Origin of the sequence: Iningainema tapete BLCC-T55 (genome assembly GCF_014698965.1) — a bacterium.
Classification (GTDB): Bacteria; Cyanobacteriota; Cyanobacteriia; order Cyanobacteriales; family Nostocaceae; genus Iningainema; species Iningainema tapete.
In genome coordinates this window covers 118085-133366 of the sequence record NZ_JACXAE010000034.1, presented here as the reverse complement: position 1 = coordinate 133366, position 15282 = coordinate 118085, and the positions used below count along the sequence as shown (strand labels likewise).

The window sequence follows — 15282 nt, the reverse complement described above, 5'->3', positions numbered from 1 at the left end:
AGTTATGGCGTTCAACATTCAGCCTTTAACCTTATGGTTTGTATGTAGCACTTGTGTCATCATCCGAGGAAAGAGGCTTGTTTACCTGCGCTGATAAAGGCACTAGTTGCAACTGAACAGTTTGACCAGTTTCCCAAGCGTCTGCACCCGGTTGAATGCCAGAAGTCGGGATATCCGCTCGGTTCTGTTTTTTAGCAGAGGTGGAAATGTTGAACCGCTCGTCGCGGTCTTTCACAAGCGCGGGGTTGGCTTGACCATCAGCCGTGAACCCCATCATTAGTGCTGGGTAACCGAGCGGCAGAGTCATGTTTGGTTGCTCTACATTCCAAGTGTGCCAAATCTTGCCGTAAGTCGAAGCGATCTTTTTCATGAGCTCGTACTCTGCCGTTTCAGGAATACCAGGGGCGATCAGCTGACCAGACTTCACCTCATAGACATGGCTGTGCCACAATTTCTTTTCGTCCTGGGGTAAAGTTTGGAAGCTCTTCTCGCTGACGATGTACTCAATGCCCATCAGCCGTGCATTCTTGCCGTTGCTGTCGTAGAGCGTGCACTGGATGAAGTCCTCATTGACTACACTACAGTAGTGATGAGCTTCCAACTGTCTATCCAGGTTTCCGTTGTGGAAGTGAAACGCATCCACATAGACATTGATCGCATCAAGCGGTGTTTTATTCTGCAACACTGCCGCACCCGTTTCCAGCATTTTGGTCTTGACCGACTTCTCTTCACCAGGGGGCGTAGCGCTTGCTGCAGCTGCGGTGTTTCCACCTCCGAATGCCGCCAATAGATTGACGAGAAGAATAATGACAAGGAGAAGGATGATGGACGGTATTCTGGACAATCTCATCGGTAGTACCTTTGTAAAAAACTTGTAAGAAGCGAAGTAGCTCCGGACTAGGGATTTGCTCTCGTTAACCTCTTTACTATTAAGTACGAGGAGTTAGCTAGCTTTTAAGGGTCTGCTAAGTTACCGCAACGCTTGTTAGCGGGAACGGCTTCCATCATCTTTTTGGGCTTTGGTAGATTCAGGTTGTCCATAAACTCAATGAAGCTAGCGCGTTCGCGTCCGGCAAACCGAGGATTCCACCGCTTTTCTTCCCCAATCGTGGACACTGTACATCCTTGGTAGTCATGGGCAGGGTATACCAGAGTTTGATCGGGCAGCGTAAATAGCCGTTGCATCACTGAATCGAACAAGGCTCCCGCATCACCACTTTGAAAATCAGTGCGACCACAGCCCCGGATAAACAGAGCATCTCCTGTAAGAACGTGGTCGCCATTGACTCGGTAAGCCATGTGGCTATCAGTGTGACCAGGGGTAGCAAGCGCCTGGATGGTAATGCTTCCCACATGCAGCATTTCTCCATCTTGAATAAACTGATCAGCGCAGTCTGCCTGAGCATTTTCTGGCAATACCCCCAAGCAAAGAGTCAATGAGCGCAGTTTTGCAGTTCCTGTGATGTGGTCTGCGTGGATATGGGTTTCCAGACAATACCGGAGCGTTAAACCAAGCTCTTGGAGGAGATGGTAGTCACGCTCAACTTGTTCCAAAACTGGATCGACCAGAATCGCTTCTTGTGTATTGGGGTCAGCAATTAGGTAAGTATAAGTACTGGACTCATGGTCGAACAACTGCCGAAAAAACATCTGTAGCTCTCCTAATGCACCAATCAATGCAATTGACTCCAAGCAAATTCTGTTGCGGCGGAGATACTGGTAAAGTTAAGCGCAACTGCTTTCCCCGCTCAGCAAGCTGTTCTTTATCGACTAGACCAGCGCTTTTATAGATGAGCCGAACTACTTATTCGGTTGAGGAGTCATCCGCAGATAGGGCTTGACCTCTTTGTAGCCCTTAGGAAACTTTTGCTTGATCTCCTTAGGGTCTTTGATCAAAGGAACAATCACGCAGTCATCTCCATCTTTCCAGTTAGCTGGGGTGGCAACACTGTAGTTGTCTGTTAATTGCAGCGAATCAATCACTCGTAGTAACTCATCAAAATTGCGCCCTGTACTGGCAGGGTAAGTCAGTGTTAGCCGTAGTTTCTTGTTGGGGTCAATGATGAATACCGAGCGCACCGTTAAGGTATCGTTGGCATTAGGGTGGATCATGTCGTATAGGTCAGATACCCTGCGATCCGGATCTGCCAGAATTGGGTAGTTCAAGGTCACTCCTTGAGTTTCCTCAATATCTTTGGTCCAGCCGAAATGGGACTCGACATCATCAACGCTGAGTGCCAGTGCCTTGACATTGCGCTTGTCAAACTCGGGCTTGAGACGAGCGACTTCCCCTAATTCGGTGGTGCAAACGGGCGTAAAGTCTTTGGGATGGGAAAATAATATAACCCAGCTTTCCCCTGCCCACTCATAGAAATTGATCTCGCCTGTGGTGGAAGTTTGAGTGAAATTAGGGACAATATCGCCTAATCGCAGAGGCATAACAAAACTCCTGTGGTGTAAGGACAAACGTTTAGCCTGTTGTTGGATGGTCGTAGAAGGTGCATTCGTAAACCCCCTTCGCCACATCCGCGCTTCAGTTCATCCGCTAGGTTTAGAAACGTGGCAACCCATGTGTTGCTTAACTGATAAAACACGGAACACAGAATCCCCGAAAAATTTTGACCTGAGGAGGTAGCAATTCAATTATTGATGTTGATTTCTACGCTATTATCTTAACATATTACTCACTGCTGATATGTCAACCGCCAAAAATAAATATTGAGCCGTGTAATTCTACCCGACTATTGCTTTGTGGACGATAGTCCAGGTTGTTTCTGGAATTGAAGCCATAAGGAACACATCTCCCAAATGAATTCGACACCCTCTATCAAAACCCTACAAGCGCAAGTTAGCGGTATGGACTGCAACGGCTAGTTTCAGTAAACAAGTTTTTACTTTGTACATTAAATGACCAAAAAATCACCTCACTTTTTTAAGTTTTCCCGCCTTCTAGACTGGTTGGATGTGCTGGCAATTACTGCTTGGGGAATATTACTGCTGAAATATTGGCTTACTGAGAAACTTGTCTTGCTAGTTCACCCTAAACACTTCTGGTTAGTTATTGCCACCGGCTTTGCGCTCTTATTTGTTGCCGTTTTTAGAACCTGGGTAATTTGGCGAAAGCATTTGACACCGAAGGTTCAGCATTTGTCGCAATTTCCACCAGGCTGGGGGAGTGGGCTACTTCTGTTAACCGCCCTCTTGGGTCTACTGATAGTTCCTCATCCTTTGACAAGCCAAGCAGCCATGCAACAAGAAGTTGCTAATTTTTCGACTTTAAACCGCAATAAAATTCAAGCATTCCGAGCTTCAACTCGACCAGAGGACCGTTCACTGGTTGATTGGGTGAAAACGCTAGCTGTCTATCCTGAACCAGATGTCTATATAGGTCAGAAAGCCAAAGTCCAGGGATTTGTGGTTCACCTAAAAACACTGCCAGATGATTTTTTGGTAATTACACGTTTTGTGATTACCCACTGTGCCTTAGATGCCTCCCCAGCGGGGTTGCCTGTTAAATTAACTCAAAGTCGCCAAGCCTACCCACTCGATACTTGGCTGGAAATTGAAGGTAAAATGATTACAGCAGAGCTGGAGGGTAAGCGCCAACTGACTATTCAAGCTAAATCTATCAAACCAATTCCAGAACCTAAGAATCCCTATGAGTATTAAAATACTTATATCTATGTTTGACGCAGAAACATCAACAAACATAACTTTTTATCCAGCAGGTTCAACAGTAGCTATTCCTGATATAACTCACTTGACCTGTAAAAATTAATCTGCTACTCTAAGCGTTCAAGAAAGTTGTTCAAGGAAGCCGATGAACAGAAAATTGTCTACTGTTAATTCTTAAAAATTAACCCTAGAATCATGTCGATATTTTTTCTCAAATCAAAACGCACATCACTCATCCTGATAGCGGTTCTCAGTTTTTACTCAATCGTAAGCTACACTGCTCCAGCCTATGCCATGCACATTATGGAAGGCTTTTTACCACCAGGCTGGGCGATTTTTTGGTGGGTAGTAGCGTTACCATTTTTTGTTTTAGGATTGCGATCGCTCACTCGCGTCACTCAAGCCACTCCTGAACTAAAATTACTTCTGGCATTAGCAGGAGCCTTTACCTTTGTGCTATCAGCGCTGAAATTGCCTTCGGTTACAGGTAGTTCCTCCCATCCTACAGGCACAGGATTAGGCGCAGTGTTATTTGGACCTTTAGCCATGTCGGTGCTGGGTAGTTTGGTACTGCTGTTTCAAGCATTGTTACTAGCTCACGGCGGTTTAACCACACTAGGAGCTAATGCATTTTCGATGGCGATTGTCGGACCTTTTGTTGCCTTCTGGATATATCGCTTAGTGATGCCAAGTGGTAAGCAAAGGTTAGCGATATTTCTAGCATCTGCTGTAGCAGATTTGACAACTTATTTGGTCACTTCTGTGCAACTGGCTCTGGCATTTCCCACTGCTACAGGTGGATTCATGGCTTCGTTTATTAAATTTGCAGGAATCTTTGCCGTGACTCAAGTACCCTTAGCAATTAGTGAAGGATTTTTGACAGTGCTGGTGTGGAATTGGCTCTCCAGCTATGGTCGCCAAGAACTAAAAATGTTAAACCTCATTAAACCAGAAAGCTAGTAGATGAGCGAGTGAGGCAGTGGAAGAATAGTTAGTGGTTAGTAGTACTTGTTGACAACTAACAATTAACAACTAACATATGACAAATCAAAAATGGAATAACTGGCTGTTGCTGTTAGCAGTGGTGGTATTGACAGTCACACCGCTAGTGCTAATTAAAGGTACAGAATTTGGCAGTGCAGATGGTCAAGCTGAAGAGGCTATCAAAGAGATACAGCCCCAATATAAACCTTGGTTTAATTCACTAATTGAAACTTAATTGTTTAAGTTTGTTCAATAATAGGACAAATTGTTGATTCGGAATTTTCAGGTATTGTTTCCCAACCAGAAAGAAGTCCTTCTAACTCTAGTTTCAGAATGAGTAGTTGCTTAATTTGTTCATCAATGATTGTCAGCTTATCTTGCAGCTTAACTTTTACGTGTTCACAGGGTAAATCTCCCTCGTCGTGAACATCCAAAAATTCCTTAATTTCTGACAAACTCAATCCAAGACTTTGGGCACGTTTAATGAAGTTCAAGCGAGTCAAAACATCAGAGTTAAATAATCTAAATCCACCCTCGGTTCTACCTGACGCCTTGAGTAGACCTAACTCTTCATAATAGCGAATGGTTTTAATTGGTACGCCGCTCTCCTTAGCAACTGAACCAATTTGCTTTGGTGCTTCTTTGACTAACATACTTAGCTGCTCCGCTAGATATAAGACATAATTGCCTACCTTATTCTAAACTCTCCGGTTAAATGGAGAGTCAAGGAGAAATAGCGTGTACGTCGTATCATCTCGTTCACGATTTGCTACCTGATGAACCAGCCGTTTTCACTTCTACAACACCACTATACATTTTCATACCACAGGTGAACTCGTATTCACCTGGATGTTTGGGAGTGAGTGGTTTGAGGAGCAGTTATCGGGGTTGCTTGTGAAGTAGAGTCTGCTGGTTGTACTTCTATAACTCCTCGGAACATATTCATACCACAGGTAAAGGTGTAAGTACTTGGTTTATCTGGAGTAAACTCGATAGGTGTGACTTGGTTAAGTGGCAGGTCTTTGACAATATGGAAGTCAGGTAGACGTACTTCCTCAAGGCAACTGCTCTTGTCACGCCGCAGAAAGTTGAGGCGTACTCTTTGAAGAGCATTGACCACAACGCGACTTGGTTCGTAGCCCCCATCCACGATAATAGTGACCTCTTGAATGCCCTGACGAGCTTGTGCTTTTTGGGACTTGGGTTTGCTCAGGAGAAACCACCATAACTCCAGTCCAATTAACGCCAAGCCTCCAGCTGTGACTGCGGCTTTTAGCCCTAGTGGTTGCTCAATACGACGAAACGGAGTCATTTGTGATTGACCAGAGGCTGGCATTTCATGGGTCATTTGTGCAACTGTTTTAGGAGAAGCAACACCCAGTACCAATCCCAGACTCGTTATACTACCGATAATCAACTTTCTACTCAACATTTGGTATCTCCTTATGCGATTGCTTTAGCTTTAAAGTTACGCAGACGCAAAGCATTTGTTACCACTGAAACTGAGCTAAATGCCATTGCTGCACCTGCAATAATGGGGCTGAGTAGCCAACCGAAGATAGGGAAGAGAATCCCTGCGGCAATGGGAATTCCAGCTACGTTGTAGATGAAGGCAAAGAAAAGATTCTGACGGATGTTGCAAATTGTGGCACGAGAGAGTTGAATGGCGGTGACAATCCCCTGTAAATCCCCGGAAATGAGGGTGATGTCACTAGCTGCGATCGCCACATCCGTTCCTGTTCCAATTGCCATCCCGACATCAGCTTGAGCCAACGCTGGTGCATCATTGATGCCATCCCCAACCATGGCGACAATTTTGCCTTCCGACTGAAGTTTCTCGACAGTCTCGGCTTTCTGATCCGGGCGAACTTCAGCAAAAACTCGCTTGATGCCCACTTCACGAGCAATCACTTCGGCAGTGCGGCGATTGTCTCCCGTCAACATCACCACTTCCAATCCCATTTTCTGCAATGTGCGAATTGCGTTTACAGAAGATGGTTTCACCGCATCGGCAATGCCCATAATCCCTTGGATCTTGCTATTTACCGCAATCCAGATGACCGTCTTACCAAGATACTCCAAGCGATCCCAATGTTGCTGCAATGCACTTGTATCAATGCCTAACTCTCTCATCCAACGGTGAGTGCCAATTTGTACCCATTGATCTGACACATACCCTTGCACACCGCTACCAGCGATCACTTCAAACTCCTGAACTTCCCTCAATTCCACGTCTTGAGATTGAGCATAATTCACAACTGCCTCCGCTAGCGGATGTTCCGAATTGCGTTCGACGGATGCTGCAAGGCGCAGAAGATTTAACTCGTTGCCATTGGCTGTACCGTTGACGGTTACAAAGTCGGTGACGGTGGGCTTACCTTGCGTAATTGTACCCGTTTTGTCGAGAACGACAGTCTTGAGCTTGTGCGCGAGTTCCAGACTTTCTGCCCCTTTGATGAGAATGCCATTTTCTGCCCCCTTGCCTGTTCCCACCATAATAGAAGTTGGCGTTGCCAAGCCAAGGGCACACGGGCAAGCAATAATTAACACACCCACAGTGGTAATTAATGCCATTGTGATGTTGCCCATAACATTGTACCAGATGATGAAAGTGGCGATCGCAATGGCAATTACGGCAGGTACAAACCATCCGGTAACTTGGTCAGCTAATCGCTGAATCGGTGCTTTTGAACCTTGCGCTTGCTGCACTAGCTTGACAATCTGCGCCAAGAATGTATCTTTACCTACTCGGGTCGCTCGAAATTTGAAGCTGCCAGTTTTGTTGATCGTGGCTCCAATCACTTGATCACCCGGCTGCTTCTTCACAGGCACACTTTCACCTGTCACCATTGCCTCATCGATAGTTGAGGAGCCATCAATAATCTCGCCATCTACTGGAATCTTTTCACCCGGACGCACCAAAATGATCTCACCTTCAACCACTTGGGCAATTGGAATGTCAACTTCTTTACCATAGCGAATTACACGAGCAGTATTTGCTTGCAAGCCCATCAACTTACGAATTGCTTCAGAAGTTTGTCCTTTGGCACGATTTTCAAGCAGTCGTCCTAATAAGATCAACGCAATAATGACAGATGCGGCTTCAAAGTACACATCCGGTTTAAGACCTTGAGTGATAAACCACTGCGTACTGAAGGTAGGAAATAGGGAATAGAAGTAAGCTGCACCTGTCCCGATCGCCACCAGCGTATCCATTGTAGCCGTATGGCGCTTCAGAGCTTTCCAAGCATTGAGGTAGAAAGTACTACCAGCCCAGAACTGTACCGGAGCCGTCAGTACAAGCTGGAGCCAGGGATTATGCAGCCACATGGGAATAAAGGGAATCTGTAATCCCGTCATGGCAGGCAGTGAGCCAATGACCAGAACTGCACTGACGATGGCGCTGACCCAAACCTTACGGGTTAAGTTCCAATTTTCAGCTTGCCGTGCAAGCCGTTCCGCATCATCTTCTGGGGCAAGTACATCGTCTTGCATAGGTTGAGCAGAATATCCAACCGCATCAACTGCATCTTGAATCTCTGCTACATCAGTTTTGCTCTTGTTATAGGTAACGGTGGCTTGTTCCGCACCGAAATTAACGCTGCAGGTCTCAACTCCCGGAACTGAGCGGATTGCATCTTCAATGTTACTGGCACAAGAGGCACAACTCATGCCTCGCAATTTAAGTGTAGTTTTTTCCATTAAATGACTCCTTGACAGGCGTGGGTCTTCGGTCTTAAGGAATTTGGCAACTAAGCAACTGAGTAACCTGCGTCAGTAATAGCTTGTTTCACAATCGCCTCAGATGCTTGAGTCTCAATGCTGACCAGCTTAGTTTTTGGATTAGCCTGAACGGTTGCAGCTGGGTCAACCGCTTTGACTGCTTTCGCAATCGTTTCGCCACAAGCCGAACACGCCATGTTGGAAACTTTGAGTTGTAAGGTCATGATTCTAATCCTCTTGCTATGAACTACTTTCATTTTGAAGTCTCCAGCCCGATGGAGAGTCAAGGGGGAACAAAAGCAAATTTTGAATATCTATCAAAGGGAGGATAAGGTAGCGTGCTTCACTATCACAATCTTGCACGACAAAGGACACGTCATTACCGTGCCCCTTACGCTTTCAGTCTTATATCCTTACTTCATCACAGTTGAAGCCTTTAAGCGCAACTTATTATGCCATTGCTCCAGCCATTTGACGGCAAGACTCGGCGCAACGACGGCAAGATGCAGCACAGCGTTTACAGTGGTCGTGGTCGTGCTTCTCACACTCAGCAGCACAGCGATCGCAAGCTTCGGCACAAATGCTACACATTTGAGCATGGAGAGCTGAATTGCGAGACATGAAACGGGCGCAGAAATCGCAAGTATTAGCGCAGTCCCGGCACAGCTTAATACACTCTGCCATCATATATACCAATAAGCTCTGGGGTCAGTTTAATCGCAATGGCAAAATTGTCACTGCTGATTTCTGGGTCAACGTGCAGTAGCCAAACTGAAGTTTCATTTTGATTTCATCTTAACCTTTATAGTGATAAGAGAAGGATTAATAAGCTGGTTCCTCAGCTAACACACCCCTATCGGGCTTTTAATTTCTCCAAAAAGGTAGGACTAAAAGCCTGTTTTTTACTACTATATAAGCATGAATTTAAGCTAAAAACTCAATTTAATAAGGTATTTTATCTTGATTTCATCTTGCTCCTGTATATTAAAAATTGTAAACCTATACTTCGATTTTCAGAGATACTAGTCTTAGGCTTATTAGCTCTACTAGTGAATTAGAGCTAAAAGCCTATTTTAAATATTGAATTTTTCGTTACCTTAACCGCAGTTACCCTTCAACTGTCGCTACCTACCGCAACATGAATGAATAATTTTTATTAAGCGACCAAAATTTCATTTAGATTTCATAGTGACCTGTCAAGCTAGTTGGAGTAAAGGTTTATGCATCAGGGATGAATTGCTAACACCATGATCCTAATTGAACTCAACAAAGTAAAACAACCAATTCAAGTCCTGCTTCTGTCTATCACATTTCAGCCAAAGCCATTGGCAGAGACGTAGAGATTCCCGTAGGTGTAGCTCAATTTCCTACATTTTAATTAATCTATATATTCTGACGACAACTGCTAGAATTTCATCTTAATTTCATCATGACCTGTCATTCTAGTAAATAGAGGAAGCATACCTTTGAAGGCAGAAACATCACCAGTAGGTTGAACCTGCTAAGGACGAACTGTCTAACTTCTCCTTGATTAATGGTTGAATCAAGGGGGCAGTTAAGATTTGCTTTACCAAATTGTGATGCATCCGTTAATAACAGGTTCATTATCAAGGATGAACCTTACATTTAGCTGACATAGTTGATTCATGGGTAATTAAATATGAAGAAAACACTAATATACGCGGGTGCAGCATTGGCTCTAGCTACCGCAGTCTTAATTCCTAGTAGCTATGCAAGTGCTAGGAGTAATGATGGTAGGGTTCCACATATTGATGGAAACATGCAATTTCCTCCTAATCGCTCAAGAATTGTTAGACATACTGTTCGGTTACACGTTCCTCAGAATAGCAAGGCTGTTACCCAGCTACTTATTAACGTTCCAAACAATTTAACTGTAAGTAACGACATCAAGGATATTGATGTTGCAGATGAGAATGAGCAGAAAATTAATACTAACGTTTCTATCAATAGTAGAACCATACTACTAGCTTTTCCTGAACCTGTTGCTCCTAACACTAAGTTTAATATTGACCTAAACAATGTAAAACGGTCAATTCTTGGTAATGGTTCTGTCTACCGCTTCTGGGCTAAAGAGTCTGGCAGTGATGCTGAAATTCCCATAGGTGTAGCTCAGTTTCGTATCTACTAATCCACAGTTTTTGGCTATAAATCAAGACACTTTATTGGGATTTCATCCCTGAATGTCATGCTGATAAATAGAGAGTTATTTGAGTTAATTATTGAGGAAAAGAGAGATGAAAAAGTTAATTTACGTAGCAGTATTTACCCTGGCAATTACATCTTCAGTTCCTGCTGTATGGGCAAGTGGAAAACCAGGCGATGCTAATGGTTCCCATCTGGTCAAAACCGCTGCTTATCCTAATGATACTGCTGCCGTAAATGCTACTCATAAATTTGAAGTTCATGTACAGGGAAAACCCCTTGCAGAACTGGCAATTGATTTACCAAAGGGAGTGAGTATTGATAACGGAATTGAGGTGAGAAATCAATCTGGTCAAAAAATCCCAGCGACAATTTCTATTAATAACAGAAAAGCTACGGTAGCTTTCTCGCAACCAGTAGATCCTGAGACAAAGCTATCAGTTTTAATGAGAGGGGTTAATACTCCAGGATATAACGAACCAGGAGCTAACCTAACTTGGGCGTACCGAGTCTACGCTAAGAAAGTTGGATTAAATGGAGAAATTTCACTCGGTCTAGCTCAGATTCAGACATACGGTACCTAGGCAGAGCGATTGCTCATAAATTGAGCCATGGCTGCCAAGTTAACAAAAGAGCAGTTAATTAGTTCAGTGAATTGTTTAACGACAACAGTTTTAAGGTGGGCATTATTGCCCACTTTATTAATTTAGCCTACAACTGAAACTGCGCCTATATCAGCTGCTATGCCCGCAATTCTAATAATTAGTGAGGGCTTTCAGGTTCAACTTTTCATTCATCAGCGGTAAATAAACAACAGCCCCACCCCAGCGATCGCCACCAACACACCTAGAATTGTCCGCAAACTGATTTTTTCCCCCATAAAGAAAGCCAATGGCAGGACAAATAGAGGACTAGTAGCACCGAGGGACTTGGCAATCCCAGCAGCAGTAAATTTAAGGGAGATTTGTTGTAGCCAGAAGCCCAAGTAAGTACTTAAAAAGGCTGATAAGACAACAATGCCCAATACCTTCCCAGACTGCAATTCCTTTAATGACGTGCGGACTGGTTCTCGCTTCACTGGCAGCCATAGCAGCAGTATCAATACCCCACCCACTAGCCGCACCATAGTACTCCATAGAGAGTCGATACTTGTCTGAGCAAACGCCGCACGGGATAAAACTGCACCCATTGCATCTGTATGTAAATGCTGACAACAGAGCAAAGCTGACACCAACAATCAGCTTGTCATTGCTAGTGACATTCTTAACCCGCTCGCTAATTACCCAAGCCACACCCAAAATAGTTAACAAAATACCAACCCAAACAACAGATGCCAGTTGTTCTTGCAAAAAGATAGCTGATACAATTGCAGCCATCGGTGGATCCAGTGTCTTCAATAGCAGTGTCCGTCTTGCCCCCAAGCTGTTCAATGCTGCAAAATAAGCAGTATCACCAATGCCAATTCCGACAGCACCACTGAGAAGCAGGAGTACGAAGGGAACTGAGTCAATTGCTGGCAGTAGTTGCTTACCACTTAGGAAGATGGTGAAGAAAGCCATCGCAATTGTGATCGCGCCTTTATTTAAGTTCATCACCTGTGGGAAGATTTTCTTTCCTAAGTGACTGTAGATAACTGAAGTCAGCGCCCACAAAAACGCCACACAAAGAGCTGCCAGTTCCCTCTTAAAATTCAAAATCCAGAAATCAGAAAAATTTGCCAGCATAAAACATCTAACCTCCATGAAGCATCGCCATGCAAGTTTATGAGGCGAGTAAACAAAAGATGCAGAAGATAACTAGTCATAAAAAGGTAAAGTTCAATTATGATGAGCTATTAGAGGGTAGATGCGCTCCCTGATTTTGGGGATTTTACTTATTACCTACATTCCGCACCAAGAAAAGTCACATCAAGAATTTCAATGACTGAAATTACCTTTTTAAAGAAAACAGATGTGAAGAATTGGGAGCGAAGTAAAGGTAAGTAAATTTGTTTGAATATTTCTAAATATTTTAGTCAATAAATGAGAGCAAAAATAATGCAATAATAATAGATATCAACCCAAAAAGAAGATATATCGTGAGAAAGGAGATAACACAATCAAGCACAATTAAGAAGGACATTTTCTTAATCAAATAGATAGTATTTGCGACAAGTTGCTGGAAATAATCTTAATATCCATAATCGTTCATCTGTAAGATTAGATATCTGTTTAACATGATTAACAACTAATAGATGAATTGACTGAAAACCTTGGAATATCAACCTTAATGTAGGACGGTCTGTCCATTTACCGCGCCTGTTTTTGATTCCTGAATTTGAGCCAGATAAAGCCGAAAGTACTGTCTTTGCGCCAGCGTGTAAACTAATAAACATAACCCCATCACCATTGCCAATGCTTCGATTCAATAGGAGTGATTTAAGAAAAACACTATCGGTAAAGAATAATGGGTCTTTTAAAAAACCAAATCCTCTCTCACATGATTGTTGCGCTTTGTACGATAGATACATTTCGTCATTACTGAGGAACGCTTCATCTAAAACATTTGTTGCCAATACAAATCTTCCAGCACCTCGCATTTCCACTTCTACCACACTTTCAATGATTTCTAAATAAGCTTTGAGGCAATAACAATCTTGTTTGCACCGCTCTGACGACGGCAAACTCTTTTTTGGCGCTTGTTGAGCTTGCTTAATAACCTGAATGTTTTTCAACGCGTGATATTTTAGCTAGTTTGATAATTTTTCTGCGGCTTTAATTGCATCTTGATGACACGCAAATTCTTACGAACAATAATTTCTGTAACTTCTTCTTGGCGGTTGTCAAAGATTTTGATACTCGTTTGGACAATTGTCGTAAGTCTGCCTGCTTGCAGACTTGGCTTTCAACGATTAACCTTTCTGGTTCGACTCCAGCATAATTGCTTGTTTTGACGGCATATGAGTAACCATCAGTTTCACTTCTAACAAATTCAAGGTCTTTTAGACTCGATAGGAGTTGTTTCGCCGCAAGCACTATCAACGGGACTCGACACAACCACTTGAGTTTTTTCATTAATGCAAGATTTGCTGCACTATATAATGCGCTATCCGCTATCATCAGTGTGTCGAAGTCAATTTGTTTTTTGTAGTCTATAGCAATTTGAGCGAATACTTTTTGGTCAGACTCGTTTCCCGATGCTACCTTAAGGAATAATGGGACATCGCCATCTCCACTACAAATTAGATCTAAGATAAATTGTTTTAAATCAGGTCGGTGGTCGCGTGAATACCTGTATGTGATATTTACTGGTTGTGAAGCAACAATATCTACTGTTTGTTCTTCAACACCTGATCGCCCATCCTACTGTAGTAGGCGCAATTTCTCGCTACTTATTTTATTTTTGACATCCTTGCCTGTGTGACAGTACTAGGTGCGGAATGTGGGATCTAAGAGTCTGAAAATCTCGTAGAATACCGGAAAGATCTGGGCAGGTTCCACCTCATCCAACAACTTTCGGATCTGGTTATCACGCTTGTATCTAATGTACGCCAAATAGGCTTTGAACATTATTACGTCCTTTATTCTCTGCCCGCCTCGCGTTGATAGGCAAGAAACGAGGGTATTTGAGTGAAAAATATTGAAAATGCGTGCCATTGCTGCATCACTCATTTGATAGCGCTTGTTCTTACCTGTTCGCTTACCCTTGAAAATCTTCCAGGATGAACCGCAAGTAAAGCACCATTTCATCAAAGCGACTTGGCTGATTCAACCTTACCTTTATGCTTATCCACTAAAGAAATACAAATACCATACCTCCTGCTTAAATTTTTGCCTAGTTCTGGTTGCTAATGATAATCAATATCATAAGGAGAATTGCTGCTTTTGTTAAATTTAAGTTGACAAATAGTTTATAAAGTGCTTCTCTTACTTACTGAATTTATCTGACTCAAAAGTTTGTAATTTCATCCTAATTTCATCTTGCTCTGAGAAACTATTTATAGGGGTGAACCTTGCAAATATATACTTCGGTGTGAGAGAGAAATCATGAAAAAACCATTTTGGAACGTTTTAAAGCTAAGTCCAGTTGTTTTTACCGCCATATTTTTCACTGCTAACAGCGCCTTAGCTGCTGAAGTCAACGAACAAGTCACTTCAGTTGCTCAGTTGACCGAACAGAATGACAGCTTAGGTCAAGTAACATCCGTTTCTCAGTTTTCTGACGTGCAGCCTACAGACTGGGCATTCCAGGCTTTGCAATCCCTAGTGGAACGCTACGGTTGTATTGCTGGTTATCCCAATGGCACCTATCGCGGTAACCGTGCAATGACTGCACATATCCTTTTTTATGTCAATACATGTTAACAAAACTTAAATGCGTTTGCCCTATTCACGGGTATTGACTTTAAGCGTTGCTGCATAAGCAAGAGAGCTTAAATTCACGGAAAAATCTCTTTTATTCATTAGATAAACTTATCACTAATTAATCCGAAGACCCAAAATTTAGACGCTTTGGAAAACTTACCAGTTGTGATGTAGGCGATCGCAAAACGAACAAGCTAACTTCACTTTTCGTTGCATACTTCTAATTTACGCCTTTGTTTCTACTTAATCTTTTAAGTTTCGCTTTATTAAGTTACCAACGGACAATTTAATAGTTATATATAAAGTGAAAAGAAAATTTTTCTTTCTATTTTTTCCTTATTAAGTGACTATCAGGCAGTTTTCTAGTTAAAAATTTTGACAAATTAGGAGTTTT

At 42.9% G+C, this 15282-nt stretch carries 16 protein-coding genes and 3 pseudogenes; 7 read left to right on the top strand and 12 right to left on the bottom strand.

Annotation, left to right across the window (positions count from 1 at the left end; genetic code table 11):
* Window positions 1-31: 31 nt before the first annotated feature.
* The 3 genes from ICL16_RS08415 to ICL16_RS08405 all read right to left on the bottom strand — a co-directional run bounded on the left by ICL16_RS08415 (window position 32) and on the right by ICL16_RS08405 (window position 2439).
* Complete coding sequence (locus ICL16_RS08415; protein WP_190826388.1) at window positions 32-850, bottom strand: OBAP family protein; 819 nt, start codon at window positions 848-850, stop codon at window positions 32-34.
* A gap of 104 nt (window positions 851-954) precedes the next feature.
* Window positions 955-1650: an MBL fold metallo-hydrolase gene (locus ICL16_RS08410; RefSeq protein ID WP_190826387.1), complete on the bottom strand. Its 696-nt coding sequence runs from the start codon at window positions 1648-1650 to the stop codon at window positions 955-957.
* Between the two features lie 150 nt (window positions 1651-1800).
* On the bottom strand, window positions 1801-2439 hold the full coding sequence (locus ICL16_RS08405) for a peroxiredoxin (protein WP_190826386.1): 639 nt from the start codon (window positions 2437-2439) through the stop codon (window positions 1801-1803).
* Between the two features lie 468 nt (window positions 2440-2907).
* On the opposite strand from ICL16_RS08405, the gene ICL16_RS08400 reads away from it, so the two are divergent.
* The 3 genes and pseudogenes from ICL16_RS08400 to ICL16_RS08390 all read left to right on the top strand — a co-directional run.
* The gene (locus ICL16_RS08400) at window positions 2908-3669 is read left to right on the top strand and encodes a TIGR03943 family putative permease subunit (protein WP_190826385.1); all 762 of its coding nucleotides are present in this window, start codon (window positions 2908-2910) and stop codon (window positions 3667-3669) included.
* 201 nt (window positions 3670-3870) lie between these two features.
* Entirely contained in the window at window positions 3871-4635 is a 765-nt protein-coding gene (locus tag ICL16_RS08395) for an energy-coupling factor ABC transporter permease (RefSeq protein ID WP_190826384.1), read from the top strand.
* Window positions 4636-4714: 79 nt separating this feature from the next.
* Window positions 4715-4888, top strand: a pseudogene (locus ICL16_RS08390) (energy-coupling factor ABC transporter substrate-binding protein); the annotation flags it as partial.
* Between the two features lie 10 nt (window positions 4889-4898).
* On the opposite strand, the gene ICL16_RS08385 reads toward ICL16_RS08390, so the two are convergent.
* The 5 genes from ICL16_RS08385 to ICL16_RS08365 form a co-directional block, all read right to left on the bottom strand.
* Complete coding sequence (locus ICL16_RS08385) at window positions 4899-5312, bottom strand: heavy metal-responsive transcriptional regulator (protein ID WP_190826383.1); 414 nt, start codon at window positions 5310-5312, stop codon at window positions 4899-4901.
* A gap of 188 nt (window positions 5313-5500) precedes the next feature.
* The gene (locus ICL16_RS08380; RefSeq protein ID WP_190826382.1) at window positions 5501-6091 is read right to left on the bottom strand and encodes a cupredoxin domain-containing protein; all 591 of its coding nucleotides are present in this window, start codon (window positions 6089-6091) and stop codon (window positions 5501-5503) included.
* 11 nt (window positions 6092-6102) lie between these two features.
* The gene (locus tag ICL16_RS08375; protein WP_190826381.1) at window positions 6103-8361 is read right to left on the bottom strand and encodes a heavy metal translocating P-type ATPase; all 2259 of its coding nucleotides are present in this window, start codon (window positions 8359-8361) and stop codon (window positions 6103-6105) included.
* Between the two features lie 50 nt (window positions 8362-8411).
* Entirely contained in the window at window positions 8412-8606 is a 195-nt protein-coding gene (locus ICL16_RS08370) for a heavy-metal-associated domain-containing protein (protein WP_190826380.1), read from the bottom strand.
* Window positions 8607-8832: 226 nt separating this feature from the next.
* On the bottom strand, window positions 8833-9066 hold the full coding sequence (locus ICL16_RS08365; RefSeq protein ID WP_475579145.1) for a four-helix bundle copper-binding protein: 234 nt from the start codon (window positions 9064-9066) through the stop codon (window positions 8833-8835).
* Between the two features lie 400 nt (window positions 9067-9466).
* Here ICL16_RS08365 and ICL16_RS47645 point away from each other — a divergent pair, with 400 nt between their 5' ends.
* The 3 genes from ICL16_RS47645 to ICL16_RS08350 all read left to right on the top strand — a co-directional run bounded on the left by ICL16_RS47645 (window position 9467) and on the right by ICL16_RS08350 (window position 11129).
* The gene (locus ICL16_RS47645) at window positions 9467-9532 is read left to right on the top strand and encodes a hypothetical protein (protein WP_420485261.1); all 66 of its coding nucleotides are present in this window, start codon (window positions 9467-9469) and stop codon (window positions 9530-9532) included.
* 510 nt (window positions 9533-10042) lie between these two features.
* Window positions 10043-10531, top strand: coding sequence for a DUF2808 domain-containing protein (locus ICL16_RS08355; protein ID WP_190826379.1), 489 nt, complete (start codon window positions 10043-10045; stop codon window positions 10529-10531).
* Window positions 10532-10637: 106 nt separating this feature from the next.
* Window positions 10638-11129 (top strand): DUF2808 domain-containing protein, encoded by a 492-nt coding sequence (locus ICL16_RS08350; RefSeq protein ID WP_190826378.1) that lies wholly within the window; start codon window positions 10638-10640, stop codon window positions 11127-11129.
* Between the two features lie 212 nt (window positions 11130-11341).
* Here the strand turns inward: ICL16_RS08350 and ICL16_RS47170 are convergent, their stop codons facing one another.
* The 4 genes and pseudogenes from ICL16_RS47170 to ICL16_RS47640 form a co-directional block, all read right to left on the bottom strand.
* The gene (locus tag ICL16_RS47170; RefSeq protein WP_337906949.1) at window positions 11342-11671 is read right to left on the bottom strand and encodes an EamA family transporter; all 330 of its coding nucleotides are present in this window, start codon (window positions 11669-11671) and stop codon (window positions 11342-11344) included.
* A 211-nt stretch (window positions 11672-11882) separates the two neighbouring features.
* Window positions 11883-12269: pseudogene (locus ICL16_RS47165) on the bottom strand (EamA family transporter); the annotation flags it as partial.
* A gap of 401 nt (window positions 12270-12670) precedes the next feature.
* Window positions 12671-13258, bottom strand: coding sequence for a hypothetical protein (locus ICL16_RS08340; protein WP_190826377.1), 588 nt, complete (start codon window positions 13256-13258; stop codon window positions 12671-12673).
* A gap of 40 nt (window positions 13259-13298) precedes the next feature.
* The gene (locus ICL16_RS47640) at window positions 13299-13826 is read right to left on the bottom strand and encodes an IS1634 family transposase (RefSeq protein WP_420485260.1); all 528 of its coding nucleotides are present in this window, start codon (window positions 13824-13826) and stop codon (window positions 13299-13301) included.
* Window positions 13827-14570: 744 nt separating this feature from the next.
* Here ICL16_RS47640 and ICL16_RS08330 point away from each other — a divergent pair.
* Window positions 14571-14861, top strand: a pseudogene (locus ICL16_RS08330) (S-layer homology domain-containing protein); the annotation flags it as partial.
* Between the last annotated feature and the right edge of the window lie 421 nt (window positions 14862-15282).